This is a genomic window from Ectothiorhodospira sp. BSL-9 (assembly GCF_001632845.1).
In the GTDB taxonomy this organism is placed as follows: domain Bacteria; phylum Pseudomonadota; class Gammaproteobacteria; order Ectothiorhodospirales; family Ectothiorhodospiraceae; genus Ectothiorhodospira.
The window spans coordinates 2,389,286-2,406,514 of the sequence record NZ_CP011994.1; the positions used below are offsets into that span (position 1 = coordinate 2,389,286).

The window sequence follows — 17,229 nt, forward strand, 5'->3', positions numbered from 1 at the left end:
AGGCCTCTTCCGGTTCGCGATAAATCGTTCTACCCCCTTGAGCGTCAGAAGCTGCCGAACACCGTCCCCAGGGTGATGAGGACAATCAGCGACAAAAAGGGCGCCAGCATGGCCACCATGGCCAGGTCGAAATAGGCCTGGCGGTGGGTGAGGCCGCAGATGGCCAGCAGGGTGATCACCGCGCCGTTATGGGGCAGGGTGTCCAGGCCGCCGGTGGCCACGGCGGTTACCCGGTGCAGCAGTTCGGGGTCGATGCCCTGGGCCCGGGCCATCTCCATGTAGGTCTCACCCAGTGTGGACAGGGCGATGCTCATGCCCCCCGAGGCGGAGCCGGTCATGCCAGCCAGGATGTTCACCGCAATGGCCAGGGAGATCAAGGGGTTGTCACCACCCAGGCCCACTACCGTGTCCCGGATCAGCAGGAAGGCGCCCAGGGAGGCGATCACGGCGCCAAAACCCACCAGGCTGGCGGTGTTGAAGATGGGCAACAGTGAGGCATTGGCACCGTTGTCCACCGATTGCTTGAGCTTGGGCAGGCGCTTCCAGTTGAAGGCGATCACCACCATCAGCGACAGCACCAGGGCGGCGATCACCGACCATATCCCCCGTACCTGCTCAATGCTGGTCTCACCGTAAATCGGCAGGGCCAGGAAGTCGGTGTCCATGCGCGGGATGATCAGGAAGGTGAACAGCAGGTTGATGGCGATCACCAGCACCAGGGGCAGCACGGCCAGGAAGACCGATGGCGGTGCCACCGGACGCTGTTCCACCGGCAGTTCCATCAGATCGAAGCCCTCGCCGGCGGAGCGTTCACGCAGGTCCTTGTCCGGCGTGAACTCGGCGTCCGGGTGGTCCCCATAGCCTTCGTGGGCCAGTTTGCGGGCCCGGTAACCGAGCCAGAGCATGCCCAGGCCGAACATGACCAGGGCCGTGATCACGCCCAGCCCGGGTGCGGCAAAGGGCGAGGTGCCGAAATAGGGCATGGGGATGGCGTTCTGAATGGCCGGCGTGCCCGGCAGGGCGGTCATGGTAAAGGTGAAGGCCCCCAGGGCGATGGTGGCCGGGATCAGGCGCTTGGGGATGTCCGCCTGACGGAACAGGGCGGCGGCGATGGGGTAGACGGCAAAGGCCACCACGAACAGGGAAACCCCGCCATAGGTCATGAGTGCGCAGGAGAGCACCACGGCCAGCATGGCCCGCTTGCTGCCCAGCCAGCGGATGATGGCGCGGGCCAGCACATCGGCGCTGCCCGAATCCTCCATGAGCTTGCCGAAGATGGCCCCCAGCAGGAACACCGGAAAGTAGAGGGTGATGAAGTCGCCTGTCGCCCCCATGAAGATCTGGGTATAGCTGCCCAGTACCGGGCCGTCCTGAGTGGCCACCACGGCAAAGGTGGCCAGCGCCGGGGCCAGGATCAGCAGGCTGATGCCCCGGTAGGCCAGATACATGAGCAGGCCCAGGGCAATCAGGATGACCAGGATGTCCATCATGAGCGGGGTTCCCCTGAGGTGTCGTCGCTGCCCCCGTGATCCAGGTCCGGCGGGGCGAAGGCATCGGTAAACAGGCCCTTGAGGTCGAAGCTGGAGCGCTGGCCCAGGTCGTCGAAGTGGTTGTTCAGGAAGGCCTCTGCCCAGTTGCGTCCGCGGTCCTTCAAATAGGTGAGGTAATCCCACTCGGCATTCATCTTGCTGGAGGCATCCAGGCCCTTGAGCTCTTCATGGGCATGGATCAGGTGCACGAAGATGTCGCGATAGCGCTCTGATTCCAGTTGTTCCGCTTCGATCAGTTGATGCAGCAGTTCAATGGCGCGCAGTTCCTTGATCAGGCTGGCGTTGAAGGTGATCTCATTGAGCCGGTTGATGATGTCCCGGCCGGTGCGGGGCAGTTCTTCCCGAACCATCGGGTTGATCTGCACGATGACCAGATCTCGAGTGGTGGTGTCCTCCACGAGGGGGTAGAGGGCCGGGTTGCCGATGTAGCCACCGTCCCAATAGGCCTCGCCATCGATCTCCACGGCCTGGAACATGAAGGGCAGGCAGGCCGATGCCATCACGCTATCAACGCTGAGTTCCGGCTGGGTGAAGATGCGGCCCCGACCGGTGCGTACATTGGTGGCGGTGACAAACACCTTGAGTTCGCTGCAGTGATTGACCCGCTCGAAATCGATCTGGGCGGCCACCAGGTCCCGCAGGGGGTTGATGTTCATCGGGTTGAGTTCGTAGGGGGAGAACTGGCGGGTGAGCTGTTCGAAGAACAGGTAGCTCGGGGAGTGGTCCATGCTGAAGCGGCCGCTGAGCCGATCCCAGATGGTGCGCTGGATGGGGGAGAGTTTTGCCCCATCGCTCACGGCTTTCCAGAAGGCGGTGAGCGCATCGCGGGCCCCCTCCCGACCGCCCCGATCCAGCCCGTCGGCCATGACCACCGCGTTCATGGCCCCGGCACTGGTGCCGCTGACGCTGCTGATGTGGATACGGGGATCCTCCAGCAGGCGGTCCAGAACCCCCCAGGTGAGGGCGCCATGGGCACCGCCCCCCTGCAGGGCAAGGTCTATGGTCTTGGTGGGAGAATTATTGCTCATGTCACCGGTTCCTGTGCGATCGGGCAACCATCATCAGTTGACAGCGGTTTATGGCAGGATTGAAGGGGCTCTAAAGCTCGCCTTGGCCAGAATGCCGCAGCCCCAGCGCGTTGGCCAGGGTGGGCCGGACGACGATGACCACAAAAGAGGCAATGAACGCGGCAATGGGCCCGTGGGCAGCCCACCACAGGAAGAAGGCAAGAGCCAGTATCGCCACTTCCACTCCTGGCATGCGGTACACCAGGCGTTCCAGTCGGTCTTCCGGGAACCGGCGCACACTCCAAAGTGGTGACTGCTTGCGTTCCTCGTCACTCAGGGGCATCTCCCCGCGCTCGTGATGTTCGAAATCGGCATGCAGCTTGGCACTGATCAAACCGACCCCGACGCAGAGAACGGACGTGCCACCTGCGATGAGGATCATTGGTGTATTCAAGGGGGGTATTCCTGCCATGGATGAATGACTGCCAGTTCCCGCCTGGTGACGGTTCAGGTCACGTGCGGGGCTTGCCGCAGATAGGTCTCGTCGTCCAGCTGTATGAGCACAAAAGACGCGACATCGGCCCGTGAAATCCGGGCTGCTATGGTATCGACATCCACGCCCGCCTGATAATTCCCGGTGGGCGGACCATCGAACAGTCCGCCGGGGCGCACGATGGTCCAGTCCAGGGGGCTGTCCTTGAGTATTCGTTCCTGCGCCTCCTTGTCCTTCATCACGCCGCGCAGGAAGATGGCGCTCACGATCTTGAAGAACAAGGGGACCTGCTGAGCGCTTTCTCCCACGCCCATGGAGCTCACCGCCACCACCCGCTGGATGCCCTGGCGTTGCATGCCCTCAATGATCAGTCGGGTGCCTTCGCTACAGACGCTGGGCGGGCTTTTCCGGGTGGGCCCGAGGCTGATGACCACGGCCTCGCAGCCCTCAAGCACGCGCGATACGGCGTCCGGGTCCAGCACATCCCCCTTGATGGCCACCACCTCGGGCAGATCCGGTACAGACTCTGGATTGCGTGCCAGCACCCGGCAGGAATGGCCGCGCTTGACTGCCTGTTCCACCACCTGAGCACCCACACCGCGGGTACCACCAAACACTGCGATCTTCATGGCGGGCTCTCCTGGATTCCACTCCCGGTCATCGTAGCGCTTGCCAGGTCAGGACAGAAGGGGGGGGGGGCACGGGCCCTGGCGACGCATCGGGCAAGGGGGAGTCGTGGGATGGTCGGCGCGAGAGAGTCGGGCTCCGAAGTGGAGGTGGCGGGCACTGATCGGAGAACGAAAAAGGCCTAGCATCGTGACGATGCTAGGCCTTTGATTTATATGGCGCGCCCGGAAGGATTCGAACCTCCGACCACCTGGTTCGTAGCCAGGTACTCTATCCAGCTGAGCTACGGGCGCGCTGAATTGGAAGCGCGCATTATGGTCATCCTGCCCCCCCGCGTCAAGCCCCGGAGGGGAGAAATTTTCGGGTGGTTCCTTGATTCCCGCGTGTTGACCGTTTGCCGCGTGGGGGCAATACTGCCAAAAAGCCACTCAACCCTGGCGAGGAGTCACATGCCCGACCTTCCCGAGACACCGTCCACCGCTGCGCGACCGGATCTGGACTGGAGCCAGGTCCGCGAGACCGTGATGATGCTGCAACTGGCGGTGGCGCAGATCGAGCGGACCATGCGCGATGGTAATGACTCCGTCAATGCCCTGGCCGCCTCCTTCACCAACATGGTGGGGAAGACTCAGGTGATCCACGCGGCCGCCGACGGGCTGGAGGATACTCAGGAGAAACAAAGCATTCTGGAAAACTGCGGCGCCGTGGAGTCCAGCATGTCCGATGCCATCGTGGCGTTCCAGTTCTACGACCGACTCTCCCAGCGCCTCGCTCACATCGGTAACAGCCTTGAGGGGCTGGCGGAACTGGTGTCTGACTCCAGGCGGCTGTACAACCCCTATGAATGGAGTGGTCTGCAAAGCGCCATCCGCGCCAAGTACACCAATGAACCAGACCGGGCGATGTTCGATGCCATGCTGGCCGGTGCCAGTATCGAGGAGGCTCTCAAGCTCTCGGAGCCATCATCCAGGGATAACGATATCGAGCTGTTCTAGCCTGCTACCCCTTCGATTCCGGCGCAAACAGGGCGTTGATCATGTCGGCGTCGATCGGCGGTTCGTCCTCGCTGCGCTTGTCGTCCCCATAGACGTTATCCGCCAGCTTCTGCTTGCGGGCCTGCATGGCCAGGATCTTCTCTTCCACGGTGTTTTCCGTGATCAGCTTGTAAACGAACACCGGCTTGTCCTGGCCGATGCGGTGGGCACGGTCCGTGGCCTGGGCTTCCACCGCCGGGTTCCACCAGGGGTCATAGTGGATCACCGTGTCGGCCTCGGTGAGGTTCAGGCCCACGCCACCGGCCTTGAGGCTGATCAGCATGAGGTTGGCGTGGCCATTGCGGAAGACATCCAGGGCCTCTTCGCGCTTGCGGGTCTGCCCGGTGAGCTTGGAGTAGCCAATACCCGCCTTTTTGAGCTCCTGCTCGATCAGCCCCAGCATGGTGGTGAACTGGGAGAACAGCAGCACCCGGCGGCCTTCATCCAATAGCTCCGGCAGGAACTCCATGAGCATCTGCAACTTGGCCGAAGGCGCGGAGCCGGCCTGGGTGCTGGCGGGCAGCAGGCGAGGATCGCAGCACACCTGACGCAGCTTGAGCAGGGCATCCAGCACCATGATATGGCTGCGGGCCAGGCCGCGCTTGGCAATGGCGTCGCGCACCTTCTTCTCCATGGCCAGGCGGATGCTCTCGTACAGGGCCGCCTGTTTGCCGCTGATGGGGGTGCTGCGCAGCAGTTCAGTCTTGCTGGGCAGTTCCTTGGCGACGATGTCCTTGGTGCGCCTGAGCATGAAGGGGGTGGTGCGCCGGGTGAGGCGCCTGAGCTTGTCGCCATCGTTGTGTTTTTCGATGGGTGTGCGGTACTGGCGGGAGAATTGTTCCTGGTTGCCCAGAAACCCCGGCATCAGGAAGTCGAACTGGGCCCACAGCTCCCCCAGGTGATTCTCCATGGGGGTGCCGGTGAGGCAGAGGCGATGGGTGGCCTTGATGCGACGCACCACCTGGGAGGCCTGGGCACGAGGGTTCTTGATCTGCTGGGCCTCGTCCAGGATCAGAAAGCTGAAATCCTGGGCCAGGAGTTCCTCGCTGTCGCGGGGGAGCAGGGGATAGGTGGTCAGGGCCAGGTCCATTTCGGGCAGCTGCTCGTAATACCGTTTGCGGTCCGGCCCATGCAGGGTGAGTACCTTGAGGCTGGGGGTGAACTGCTCCGCCTCCCGGCGCCAGTTACTCATCAGGCTGGTGGGGGCGACGATCAGGGCCGGGTGGTCCAGGCGTCCGGCCTGCTTTTCGATGGCCAGGTGCGCCAGGGTCTGCACGGTCTTGCCCAGGCCCATGTCATCGGCCAGCACGCCGCCCAACTGGTATTCCCGCAGGAACTGCAGCCAGTTCAAGCCTTGCTGCTGATAAGTCCGCAGGTCCCCCGGAAATCCTGGGGTGGCTCGACCGGGGTGAGGGCCTCGAACTGGGTGAGACGGCGGGCCATGTGTTGCAGGTCCTGGCCACCCTGGATCTTGGCATCTCCCAGTTCCAGCAGCCGGGGCGCATCCAGGCGGGACAGGCGCAGGTCTTCCTGGCCCGGGGCCAGATGGTCATACAGGTCGATAATGGCCTGCAAGACGGGCTCAATCTGCTCACGGGTCACCTGCACGTAACTGCCATCGTTCATGGGCAGGGCCAGGGTGGGTGGCAGACGCCCGGGTTGATAACTGCCGATGAGTTCGCTCACCAGGGGCAACAGGGGCACCTTGCGGCCATCCACCTCCAGGTCAAAATGCAGGTCGAACCAGCCATTACCTTCCTCCACCTGGGCGTGGACATTCTCGGCCACATCCAGGCGCGGGATGTCTCCCTCTTCCTGGTGGATGCGCCAGCCTTCTTCCTTCAGGCGGGGGAGTGTCTGGTTGAGTAATTCCAGCCAGCGGGTCATGATCACCTGCTGGCTGATGCCCAGGGTGGCCAGGGTGAATTGGCCAGGGGCCTTGGGGTCGCGCACCAGCCCTTCCTGCGCGAGCTGTTCCACGGCCCTTTCTTCCGCTGCCAGGTCGCGATGTATCTCCACGATGGCGCCCTTGACCCTGCCCATGGCGACGGGGGTAGGGTGATCGGGCGAGAGTGTCAGATCCCCGTAGATGAACTGCAGATTCAGGACTGAACGGGTCAGATTCAGCGTGTCTACCCGCACGGTCAGGAGCGGGATCGGGGCGACATCCTTCACCGTGCGCACGTTCAGTGCCTTGGGCTTGGGCAGTTGGGGGTAGTGAACCGCCAGGGTTTCGCTCACTTCCTGAAGTTCCTCCGGCGGGACGGGGGGTGCCTCCGGGACGCGACTGAGCCAGCCGGCATCAAGACCCTCCGGGATCATCAGGCCGCCCACCTCGTGGGTTTCCAGGTCCACATAGCGGGGCGGACGCAGGTCCATGGGCAGCCCGCCCTTTGGGTCGGTTTGGGCCACCAGGCGGAACGCTTCGGACTCTTCCACCCAGGTCAGTTCCACCGGTCGAGGCTCCCCGGAGTGCAAGGGTTGAACGCGATCCCGCCCCAGGAACAGCCGCCCCGTGCCCAGCATCAGATCCATGGCGATCCCGCCCGCCAGGCCCTGAAGTTTGACTGGTGCCTGGAAACGGGGGTCACTGACATGGAGCTGGTTCAGGATGTCCCGATCGGTGGGGCACAGATACTCCGGTGGCACTCCGTAGGGGTTCAGCAGCGAGTGTATGCCCACTTCACGTCCCAGGGCGGTCTGGCCGTTCTTTTTCGTCTTGGCTATACGAAAGGTCACTCCGAACCCGGTGCTCACGCCGGTCTCGATGCTGTCCAGTTGATAGATGAGAAAATCGTCGCTGGTGCGCCCCGTGGGGGCTGGCGGGGCGTCTGGTGCCGTCTCCAGCAGCCAGTCGGTGAAGTGGTGCCCTTCATCCGGCATGGCAATGATGGCGTCGCCATCAATGTAGGCCAGACAAGCTGCCACCATGTGCTTGCACTGGATGCCGACGGGGCAGGTGCAGTCGCCGAATAGGCCCAGGGTCCGCCGGTCCCGTCCGGGCTTGGCCACCACGGTCTGGTGGTAGATCTCATCCCGACCACCCTCGGTTTCCGCGATGAAATACAACTCGTCCGGGTCGTCCTGGATCACATCCACGAAGATGACCCGGTCTTCCTGGAAATAGCGCTTTCCTCGCTGGAAGGTGCGATGGTCGACAGCGTTTTTGATGATATCCAGCGTGAGGGGCGGGCGACGGCGTGACTTCGACATGGGAGATCGGTGAGCTGAGGGGGAGTCGGCCCGGCAGGCTAACACAAGATCAGGCGCCAGCGACGCCCCGGGCGGCTGTTCCCGTCAAGGCTGATGCACCGAGCGCTGCGCGAGATGCCCTCGTGGTTGCATCAGGGAAGTCTCCACCTGTCAGTCGTCGTCATCGTCATCATCCACCACGGTGATGGGGCGGTAGATCTCCACACGGTCGCCGTCCTGAACGGGGTTATCCAGTTTGCAGAACTTGCCGAAGATGCCCACCTTCTGGTTGTCCAGGTCGATGTCCGGGAACCGCTTGAGGATGCCGGATTGCTCGATGGCCTGTTGCACGGTGGCCCCCTCGGGGAGGTCCACCTTGAGCCAGGCCCGGTCGTTGGGGTCGCTGTAGGCTACGCCGACGCGCATGGGAATGCTCCTGTGTTTGTTGAAAGACGGCCCTCACCCCAACCCCTCTCCCGCCAGCGGGAGAGGGGCAAGGACGCCGGTCCCATTCACGCCTCGGCCACCTTTGCTGCCACGGCCCGGTTCGCCAGCCGGGTATCCAGCACCCGCTTGCCCGCCAGGATGAAGCCCAGGGCCAGGAACGCACCGGGGGGCAGGATCATGAGCAGAAAGCCGCGGTAGTCGGGGATCAGTGTCATCTCCATCCAGGCAAACCCATCCCCCAGGAGCAGGCGGGCGTCGGCGAACAGGGTGCCGCTGCCGGGGATCTCGCGCACGGCGCCGAGCACCACCAGGATCAGGGTGAAGCCCACCCCCATGGCGAGGCCGTCCACCACGGCGCGGTGCACCGGCTGGCGCGAGGCGAAGGATTCGGCGCGCCCCAGAATGGCGCAGTTGGTGACGATCAAGGGGATGAACAGGCCCAGGGCCTTGTGCATCTCGTAGAGATAGGCGTTCATCACCAGATCCACCAGGGTCACCAGGGCGGCGATGAGCAGGATGAACACCGGGATGCGTACCTCCGGGGTGATGATGCCCCGGAACATGGAGATGAGCAGGGCGGCGGCCACCATGACGAAGGTGGTGGCCAGGCCCATGCCCAGGCCGTTGGTGGCGGTGCCGGTGACGGCCAGCAGGGGGCACAGGGCGAGCATCTGGGCCATGACCACGTTGTTGTCCCAGATGCCGTCACGGAACAGGCGGCGGTAGTCGTCCAGTATCAGTTTGGCCGGGTGGCTCATGACGTGGGCTCCTGTGGTGAGTGCAGGACGGAGGTTGGGGTGAGGGCCGACGGATCGGGTTCGTCACCGCGCTGCAACAGCGTTGAACGATTTTGGTCGAACAGCTCCAGCCCATCCCGCACCGCATTCACCACCACTCGAGGTGTGATGGTGGCGCCGGTGAACTGATCGAAGATGCCGCCGTCCTTCTTCACCGCCCAGTCCTCACGGGGTGGATCGCCCAGGCTCAGGCCCTCGAAGGAATGGATCCACGGATCCCGCGCCACCTCGATCTTGTCCCCAAGGCCGGGGGTCTCCTTGTGCCTGAGCACCCGTACACCCAGAACCTCCCCATTGGCGTCCACCCCCATGAGGATCTCGATGGGGCCCGCATAACCGCGGCCCGTCATCTGAAAGGCCACCGCCGACACACGTCCTTCCTGCCGGGCCCGGTAGATCTCAAGGGGGCGACCATCCGATCGTTCCAGTTGATAGGTGTCCTGCTGGGGCTGGTTGTCATGCACCGAGGCGGGGATGACCTGCTCCAGGGTCTGACGGAAATCCTCTGCCTGGCGCTCGGCGATGGTGTCCCGGGTCTGCATGTCGGTGATCACCAGTACGGCACTGGCCATCAGGGCGATGCCGCCCAGCAGGGCGGAGTGGTAGCCAACACGCTGGCGATAACTGGGTTGGGCCACGGTGGTCATGGGCGTTTCTCCGTGACGGGGGCAGCCTGGGCTGGAGCCTTGGGCTCCAGGGGCTTGCCACCGCGGGTGCGGCCATAGGTGCGCGGCCGCAGGTAGTGGTCAATCAGCGGCGCCAGGCCGTTCATGAGAATGATGGCGAAGGCGATACCCTCTGGGTAACCGCCCCAGGTGCGGATCACGTAGATCAGCAGGCCACAGCCGGCGCCGAAGATCAGCCTTCCGCGCATCGTGCTGGGGGAGGTGACCGGGTCGGTGGCGATGAAAAAGGCCGCCAGCATCGCCCCGCCGGAGATCAGATGCAGACCCGGACCGGCGAAGCGCTCCGGGTCGATGAGCATGAAGATCGTCGCCAGCCCCGCCAGGGTGCCCAGCATGGCCACCGGGATCTCCCAGCTGATGATGCGCCGAGCCATGAGTACCAACCCACCGGCGAGCAGCAGCAAGGCCGAACCCTCGCCCATGCTGGCGGGGATGAAGCCCAGTGCCTGCTGCATGGGGTCGTACACGCCCGGCAGGGTCTCGGAGAGACCCAAGTCGCGGCTGAAGCCGGTTTGAGTCTCGCCCAGCACGGTGGCCCCGGTCATGACATCGGGGATCGCCGCCAGACCAAAGGTGATGGCCAGCCCTTCGACGAAACCGGGCGAGCCTTCCGCGAACATCGGCTGAGGGGTTATCCAGGTGGTCATCTCCAGGGGGAAGGACACCAGCAGGGCCACCCGGGCCAGCATGGCCGGGTTGAACAGGTTCTGCCCCAGTCCACCGAACACGTGCTTGCCCACCACGATCGCAAAGCCGGCCCCCAGCACCGCGATCCACCAGGGCGCCCAGGGGGGCAGGGTCAGGGCCAGCAGCAGACCGGTGAGCAGGGCCGAGCCATCCATGAGAAAGGGGGTGACCGGGCGTTTGGCAATGCGCAGACTGATCACCTCGAAGGCGATGGCCGCCAGCACGGTGATCAGCAAAAGGTTCAGGGCCGGCCAGCCAAACAGATACACGCCAAAGGCCGTGGCGGGCAGCAGGGCCAGGATGACCCAGCCCATCTGGGTGGTTACGCCGCCGGGCGCGTGGGTGTGGGGTCCGCTGACGGGGGTCGTGGTGGTCATGGGTCAGGCCTCCGCCTTGTCCTTGTCGTGGGTTTTGGCGGGCGTGGGCGTCTCCTTGGCCTCGGCCTGCTGGGCGCGTTTTTTCTTGGCCGCCTCCCGTTCTGCCTTCTTGCGGGCTGCTGCCTCGGCCTTGGCCTTGGCTTCGGCCTCCTGCCGGGCGCGCCGTTGCTGAGCCAGCTCCTTCAGTTCCTCCTGACGACGCTGCTGCTCCCGCCGGTCCCCCAGCACCCCCTTGGCATGCTGGAAGTACTGCACCAGGGGGATATGGGAGGGGCACACATAGGAGCAGGAGCCGCAGGCCACACAGTCCATCAGCCCATGGGCCGCGGCGCCGTCCATGTCTTCGCTACGGATGCGCGAGGCCATCTCCAGCGGCATCAGGCCGCAGGGGCAGGCGTCCACGCAACGCCCGCAGCGGATGCAGGGCATGGGGTCGTCGATATTGATCTCGGCGGCAGTAAGGGCGATCACACCGTTGGTCCCCTTCACCACCGGCACCTGGGCGTGGGGCATGATCTGGCCCATCATGGGGCCGCCCATGAGCAGGCGCGCCGGCGTCTCCCGGGTGCCGCCGCAGTAGGCCAGCAGTTCTTCCACCCGGGTGCCCAGGGGCACTTCCAGGTTCGCCGGTCGCTGCACGGCGCCGCCACCCACGGTGACGATGCGGCTCACCAGTGGCCGGCGCATGCGTACGGCCCGGTGTACGGCGTAGGCGGTGCCCACGTTGTGCACGATCACGCCGATGTCGGCGCCCAGCTTTCCGGCGGGGATCTCCCGGCCAGTGACCGCCTTGATCATGTGTTTTTCCGAGCCCATGGGGTAGCGGGTGGGCACGGACACGGCTTCCAGATGATCCATTTCGTAGAGGTGTTCCTGGAGGGCAGCCAGGGCTTCGGGCTTGTTGTCCTCCACCACGATCAGGGTGTGCCGGGCCCCCAGGGCATGGCGCATGATGCGTACACCGTCGATGACTTCCTGGGTGCGTTCCCGCATCAGGCGGTCGTCGCAGGTGAGGTAGGGTTCGCATTCGGAGCCGTTGATCACCAGGGTGTCGATGGTGTGGCGGCTGCCCAGGTTGAGCTTGATGGCGGCGGGGAAGGTGGCGCCGCCCATGCCCACCACACCCGCCTCCGCCACGCGCTGGGCGATCACTTCCGGTTCCAGGTTGAGGGCGTGCTCGGGCTCGGGTTCGTCCATCCAGCGGTCGTCGCCGTCGGGTTCGATGACGATGGTCTGTACCGGCAGGCCGCTGGGATGAGGGGCCGGGTGGGGTTCCACGGCCACCACGGTGCCCGAGGTGGGGGCATGCACCGCCGCCGAGACGGGGCCGGTGCCCGCAGCGATCATCTCTCCCTTGAGCACTTTTTGACCTGCCTGCACCCGTGGTTGGGCAGCGGCGCCGATGTGCTGTTGCACGGGCACATACAGGCGCTCGGGCAAGGGCAGGGTCTCGATGGGCAGGTGGCTGGTGGCCTGTTTGCGGTCTTCCGGGTGCACACCGCCCTGGAACGCCCGGCGCTTGAAGATGCGTGAGAACATGACAGTCACCTCAGCGGGCTTGGGGTTTGGGCCAGCGCCATGTGCGCAGGGTGGGGGTTTCCGTGACCAGCACCAGGCCATTGGTGGGGCACACCTCCACGCACTTGCCACAGCCGTTGCAGGCTTCCGTGAACACCGTGTGGATCTGCCGATTGGCACCCATGATGGCGTCGGTGGCGCACACCTTGTAACAGCGGGTGCAACCGTTGCACTGATCCTCCTTGATGCGCGCAAAGGCGGGTGCTTCCTCCTCCATGCCCGACAGATCCACGCTCACCGAGAGCTTGTCCGCCAGTTGCTGGGCCAGGGCCTTGCCGCCCGGTGGGCAAAGGGTCACGGGAGCCTCATGGGCGGCCAGGGCCTGGGCAGCGCTGGAGCAACCGGGCAGGCCGCACTGGCCGCAGTTGGTGCCCGGCAGCATGTCCTCGATCTCGTCGACCAAGGGGTCTTTCTCCACCTTCAGATACTTGGCGGCCATGCCCAGGGAATAACCCAGGAGCAGGCCCATGGCGGTCAGGACAACGATGGCTGCGTACATGGTGTGATCTCCTGTTCGGGTGGCGTCAGGCGAAGTCGAGGCCGGCGAAACCCATGAAGCCCAGCGACAACAGCCCGGCGACAATGAAGGCGATGGGGGCACCGGCGAATGCTGCCGGCACATTGTTCACGGCCAGGCGCTCGCGAAGACCGGCGAAGATGACCATCACCAGGGTGAAACCCAGGGCGGCACCGAAACCAAAGGTCACGCTTTGCAGAAAACCATGACCTTCCTGGATGTTGAGCAGGGCCACGCCGAGCACGGCGCAATTGGTGGTGATCAGCGGCAGAAAGATCCCCAGCACCCGATGCAGGGCCGCGCTGGTCTTGCGGATGACCAGTTCGGTGAACTGCACCACGGCGGCGATCACCAGGATGAAGGAGAGGATGCGCAGAAAGCCCAGGTCCAGGGGCGCGAGCACGAAATGCTCCAGCAGCCAGCCGGCCACCGAGGCCAGGGTGAGCACGAAGGTGGTGGCCAGGCCCATGCTCAGGGCCGTGTCCAGCTTGTTGGACACGCCCATGAAGGGGCACAGCCCCAGGAACTGCACCAGCACCACGTTGTTCACCAGGGCTGTGCCCAGAAGTAGCAGCATAAACTCCGTCACGGTGTTCACCTCGCTTGGATTGAGGGGGTATGTGCATCTTGCGTGCCAAGGGGGGAATGCACTCTTTAGGCGCACCGTTTATGGGGGTTTGTGGCGGGCTTGCACCATGGTGGTGCAGGTGGTGCTGTGAGGATCGCGACAGGCAGAGCCGCCGGTTCGCAGTGATGTGAGGTAACCGACAATGTCCCCACCGGGAGCCATGGGGCCTGAGGGCTGCATTCAGGGTGGGGGAGCAGGATCAGGGTGATGTATGGCCCGGCTCTTGCATTAGTGAACGTCACACAGCTGCATCGCCACGAGACCTCGCCATGACCCGACCCCATCACCCCTTCCAACCGGCCAACGATCACACCATTCGCGTCGGCGAGGGCGCGTTGCCGGCACGGTTGTTCTTCGAGGCGGTGGAACAATCCTCCGTGGCCATTTCCATCACCGATGCCAAGGCCAACATCCTCTATGCCAACCCGGCCTTCACCCGGGTGACCGGTTACGAGGCAGCGGAAGTCATGGGTGTGAACGAATCCCTGCTCTCGGATCGCCGCACGCCCAGTCTGGTCTACGAGACCCTCTGGGGCCGTTTGCGTCAGCTCAAGCCCTGGACCGGGGTGCTGGTGAATCGTCGCAAGGATGGCCGGCGCTACCTGGCTGAGTTGAGCATCGCCCCGGTGCTGGATACCCAGGGTCATCTCACCCATTACCTGGGCATGCACCGGGATGTGACCGAGATGCATCAACTGGAGGAGCAGGTGCGCAATCAAAAGGCCCTGATCGAGTCCGTGGTGGATGCCGAGCCGGTGGTCATCGCCCTGCTGGACGAGGCGGGCCGGGTGGTGCTGGACAACCAGGAGTACAAGAAACTGGCGGGAGACATGCGCGGCCAGGAACCCGCCGAGGCCTTCCTCTCCGCCCTCTCCGAAAGCATGGGGGAGGCCTTCGAGAAGGCTCGCAGCAGTGGCCAGGGTTTTGTGGATCATGAGGTACAGTTCGATCCAGGCGCGGGCCGCGCACCCCGCTGGTTCTCCTGCTCCGGCACCTGGATTCGTGAGCGCGACAGCAGCGCCGATGCCTTCTTCGAACCCCGCAAGGTGGAATATCTCATGCTGGTGGCCAAGGAGGTCACCGAGCTCAAGCGGCAGCAGGAGGAGATGCGCATGAATGCCCTGAGGGCGCTCACCGCCGAGAGCGAGCTGGTGGAGAGCATGCGCGAGACCCTGACCGGCGCCGTCTATCAGATGCAGGGGCCTGTCAACATGATTGCCGCCGCCACCCAGTTGCTGGAGCGGCGCCAGGGGGAGGGCACCGCCGACCCCCTGTTGAATGTGTTGCAGGAGGCCCTGGCATCCGGTCGTCAGGCCCTGCAGACCCTGGAAAACTGCATCCCCGAGGAGCGGGACGAGGCCATCATCCCGGTGAATCTCAATGCCCTGCTGCGAGAGGTGCTGGGCCTGTCCACCCGTCGCTTGCTCACCTCCGGCGTGGTGGTGGACTGGGATCCGGCGCCGGTGCTGCCCAACGTGCTGGGTCGGGAAGGCCGGCTGCGGGGGATGTTCAAGCAATTGGTGGACAACGCCCTGGATGCCCTGGATGACAGCGGCACCGGTCGCCGCGAGATCCGCATTGCCACCCAGGCCCTGGATGATGCTGTTCAGGTGGTCATCCAGGACTCCGGACCGGGTATCCCCGAGTCCATGCGGCTACGGGTGTTCGAACCCTTCGTCAGCACCAAGGGCCGCAGTGGCAGCGGGGCAGGGATGGGGCTGCCCATGGTGCAGGAGGTGGTGAACCAGCACGCGGGTCTGGTGGAGGTGGACCCCACCTGCCTGGAAGGCTGCCGCATCCGCCTGCAGTTCCCCAACGCCTCACAGCGCAAACTCTGACATCACTCCAGGAAAATCCATGGTGATCTCTCCTACGGCAGTCGGCACGACGCGGCGCTCGCGCGCCCAAGTGATCGAAATGCATCTGGACACGCTTTATCAGGTGAGCCAGGTGCTCAGTTGTTCATCCGGATTACAGGACATCCTCTCCGGCGTGCTGCATGTGCTGCACGAATCCTCGGACATGCGTTGCGGCATGGTGTCGCTGCTGGATCCGGCCACGGGTGAACTCATGGTGGGCGCTGCCCACACGGGTACGCGGGAGAAGGTGGACAAGGTGCGCTACCGCCCCGGCGAGGGCTTGATGGGGGGCATCCTCAAGGAAGGGGATACGGTCGTGGTGGGTCGCATCGCCGATGAGCCCCGGTTTCTCGATCGCATGGGGCTGTACGCCCCGGACCTGCCTTTTGTGGGAGTGCCCATTCGGGTGGGTGAGGACAATCCCATTGGGGTGCTGGCCGCCCAGCCCATTTGCGGGGATGACGGTCTGCTGGAAGAGCGCGCCCGTTTCCTGGAGATGGTGGCCAACCTGCTGGCCCAGACCGTGCGCCGCGCCTGGGATCTGGAGCAGGAGCGCCAGGCGCTGACCGATGAGCGCGACCGGCTGCGCCGCGAGGTGCGTGGCGGCTATCATCTGGACAACGTGGTGGGGCACTCCAAGGAGATGCGCCGGGTGTTCGAGCAGGTGCGTCAGGTGGCCAAGTGGCACACCACTGTGCTGGTGCGCGGCGAGACCGGCACCGGCAAGGAACTCATCGCCAATGCCATCCACTACAACTCGCCCCGGGCCAATGGTCATTTCGTCAAGCTCAACTGCGCGGCCCTGCCGGACAATCTGCTGGAGAGCGAACTCTTCGGGCATGAGAAGGGCGCCTTTACCGGGGCTGTCTCCCAGCGCAAGGGGCGTTTCGAACAGGCGGATGGTGGCACCATCTTCCTGGACGAGATCGGCGAGATCTCCCAGGCCTTTCAGGCCAAACTGCTGCGGGTGTTGCAGGAGGGTGAGTTCGAGCGGGTGGGGGGCACGCGCACCCTGAAGGTGGACGTGCGCGTGATCGCCGCCACCAACCGCCCCCTGGAAGAAGAGGTGGAACGAGGGGATTTCCGGGAGGACCTGTACTACCGACTCAACGTCATGCCCATCTTCGTGCCCGCCTTGCGCAATCGCAGCGAGGACATCCCGGATCTGGCCCGGTTCCTGGTGGATAAGCTGGCCAAGGCCCAGGGTCGTCCTCTGGATATCACCGACAGCGCCATCCGCACGCTCATGCGCCACGAATGGCCGGGTAACGTGCGGGAGCTGGAAAACTGTCTGGAGCGGGCCGCCATCATGAGCGAGACCGGCACCATCGACCTGGATGCCATCAACCTCACCGGCCTGGAGGACAAACTCCCCTTGAGTCGCAAGCCGGAGCCCGAGGTGGACGTGGACCTGGATGATCCTGACCTGGATGAGCGCGAACGGGTGATCGCCGCCCTGGAGCGGGCCGGCTGGGTGCAGGCCAAGGCCGCCCGCCTGCTGGGCATGACGCCCCGGCAGATTGCCTACCGCATCCAGACCCTCAAGATCAGGGTCAGACAGTTCTGATTGTGCCCTTCACCACAGCCTTGTCTGTGGCATGTGCAACATGTTTCTATGCTTGGAATGGTAAAGCTTTAAAAATCATGAGGTTGTATTTATTTGATTTCAGGCACGCCGTTTGCATTACTCCTCCCAAGATCAACCTTTCCCACCGTGAGACCGGCGGGCACCCTCAACGGGAGGACCGTG

Annotated in this window: 16 protein-coding genes and 1 tRNA gene; 3 read left to right on the forward strand and 14 right to left on the reverse strand. The window is 64.3% G+C overall.

The genetic code is table 11. The features are described 5' to 3' along the window. Window positions 1–44: 44 nt before the first annotated feature. The 5 genes from ECTOBSL9_RS11175 to ECTOBSL9_RS11195 form a co-directional block, all read right to left on the reverse strand. The gene (locus tag ECTOBSL9_RS11175) at window positions 45–1,490 is read right to left on the reverse strand and encodes a GntP family permease (protein ID WP_063465123.1); all 1,446 of its coding nucleotides are present in this window, start codon (window positions 1,488–1,490) and stop codon (window positions 45–47) included. Then, a complete protein-coding gene (locus ECTOBSL9_RS11180; RefSeq protein ID WP_063465124.1) occupies window positions 1,487–2,578 on the reverse strand; it encodes a patatin-like phospholipase family protein in 1,092 nt (363 codons plus the stop codon). Before ECTOBSL9_RS11180 ends, ECTOBSL9_RS11175 begins: the two co-directional genes overlap by 4 nt. A gap of 70 nt (window positions 2,579–2,648) precedes the next feature. Next, entirely contained in the window at window positions 2,649–3,011 is a 363-nt protein-coding gene (locus ECTOBSL9_RS11185; RefSeq protein ID WP_156500103.1) for a hypothetical protein, read from the reverse strand. 53 nt (window positions 3,012–3,064) lie between these two features. Then, the gene (locus tag ECTOBSL9_RS11190; RefSeq protein WP_063465126.1) at window positions 3,065–3,679 is read right to left on the reverse strand and encodes an NAD(P)-dependent oxidoreductase; all 615 of its coding nucleotides are present in this window, start codon (window positions 3,677–3,679) and stop codon (window positions 3,065–3,067) included. A 214-nt stretch (window positions 3,680–3,893) separates the two neighbouring features. After that, window positions 3,894–3,970 (reverse strand) — tRNA-Arg (locus tag ECTOBSL9_RS11195). Window positions 3,971–4,126: 156 nt separating this feature from the next. On the opposite strand from ECTOBSL9_RS11195, the gene ECTOBSL9_RS11200 reads away from it, so the two are divergent. Continuing rightward, window positions 4,127–4,672, forward strand: coding sequence for a hypothetical protein (locus ECTOBSL9_RS11200; RefSeq protein ID WP_063465127.1), 546 nt, complete (start codon window positions 4,127–4,129; stop codon window positions 4,670–4,672). Window positions 4,673–4,676: 4 nt separating this feature from the next. Here the strand turns inward: ECTOBSL9_RS11200 and ECTOBSL9_RS17565 are convergent, their stop codons facing one another. The 9 genes from ECTOBSL9_RS17565 to rsxA all read right to left on the reverse strand — a co-directional run bounded on the left by ECTOBSL9_RS17565 (window position 4,677) and on the right by rsxA (window position 13,569). Then, window positions 4,677–6,062 carry a DEAD/DEAH box helicase gene (locus ECTOBSL9_RS17565; RefSeq protein ID WP_240480963.1) on the reverse strand — a complete coding sequence of 462 codons (1,386 nt, stop codon included), beginning with the start codon at window positions 6,060–6,062 and terminating at the stop codon, window positions 4,677–4,679. After that, window positions 6,059–7,924, reverse strand: coding sequence for an SWIM zinc finger domain-containing protein (locus tag ECTOBSL9_RS17740; RefSeq protein ID WP_305728303.1), 1,866 nt, complete (start codon window positions 7,922–7,924; stop codon window positions 6,059–6,061). Before ECTOBSL9_RS17740 ends, ECTOBSL9_RS17565 begins: the two co-directional genes overlap by 4 nt. Window positions 7,925–8,074: 150 nt before the next feature. Further along, a complete protein-coding gene (locus tag ECTOBSL9_RS11210) occupies window positions 8,075–8,329 on the reverse strand; it encodes an RnfH family protein (protein ID WP_063465128.1) in 255 nt (84 codons plus the stop codon). 86 nt (window positions 8,330–8,415) lie between these two features. Further along, entirely contained in the window at window positions 8,416–9,108 is a 693-nt protein-coding gene (locus tag ECTOBSL9_RS11215) for an electron transport complex subunit E (protein ID WP_063465129.1), read from the reverse strand. Continuing rightward, entirely contained in the window at window positions 9,105–9,794 is a 690-nt protein-coding gene (gene rsxG / locus ECTOBSL9_RS11220; protein WP_063465130.1) for an electron transport complex subunit RsxG, read from the reverse strand. The genes ECTOBSL9_RS11215 and rsxG overlap by 4 nt, the downstream gene beginning before the upstream one ends. Next, window positions 9,791–10,897: an RnfABCDGE type electron transport complex subunit D gene (locus ECTOBSL9_RS11225; protein WP_063465131.1), complete on the reverse strand. Its 1,107-nt coding sequence runs from the start codon at window positions 10,895–10,897 to the stop codon at window positions 9,791–9,793. The genes rsxG and ECTOBSL9_RS11225 overlap by 4 nt, the downstream gene beginning before the upstream one ends. Before the next feature lie 3 nt (window positions 10,898–10,900). Next, a complete protein-coding gene (gene rsxC / locus ECTOBSL9_RS11230; protein ID WP_063465132.1) occupies window positions 10,901–12,436 on the reverse strand; it encodes an electron transport complex subunit RsxC in 1,536 nt (511 codons plus the stop codon). Window positions 12,437–12,446: 10 nt separating this feature from the next. Continuing rightward, window positions 12,447–12,974, reverse strand: a complete 528-nt coding sequence (locus ECTOBSL9_RS11235) for an RnfABCDGE type electron transport complex subunit B (RefSeq protein WP_063465133.1) — start codon at window positions 12,972–12,974, stop codon at window positions 12,447–12,449. A 25-nt stretch (window positions 12,975–12,999) separates the two neighbouring features. After that, entirely contained in the window at window positions 13,000–13,569 is a 570-nt protein-coding gene (gene rsxA, locus ECTOBSL9_RS11240; protein ID WP_371258977.1) for an electron transport complex subunit RsxA, read from the reverse strand. A 320-nt stretch (window positions 13,570–13,889) separates the two neighbouring features. Between rsxA and nifL the strand changes: the two genes are divergently transcribed. Continuing rightward, window positions 13,890–15,458 (forward strand): nitrogen fixation negative regulator NifL, encoded by a 1,569-nt coding sequence (gene nifL, locus ECTOBSL9_RS11245; protein WP_082829883.1) that lies wholly within the window; start codon window positions 13,890–13,892, stop codon window positions 15,456–15,458. 19 nt (window positions 15,459–15,477) lie between these two features. Continuing rightward, window positions 15,478–17,046, forward strand: coding sequence for a nif-specific transcriptional activator NifA (gene nifA, locus ECTOBSL9_RS11250; RefSeq protein WP_063465134.1), 1,569 nt, complete (start codon window positions 15,478–15,480; stop codon window positions 17,044–17,046). Window positions 17,047–17,229: the final 183 nt, after the last annotated feature.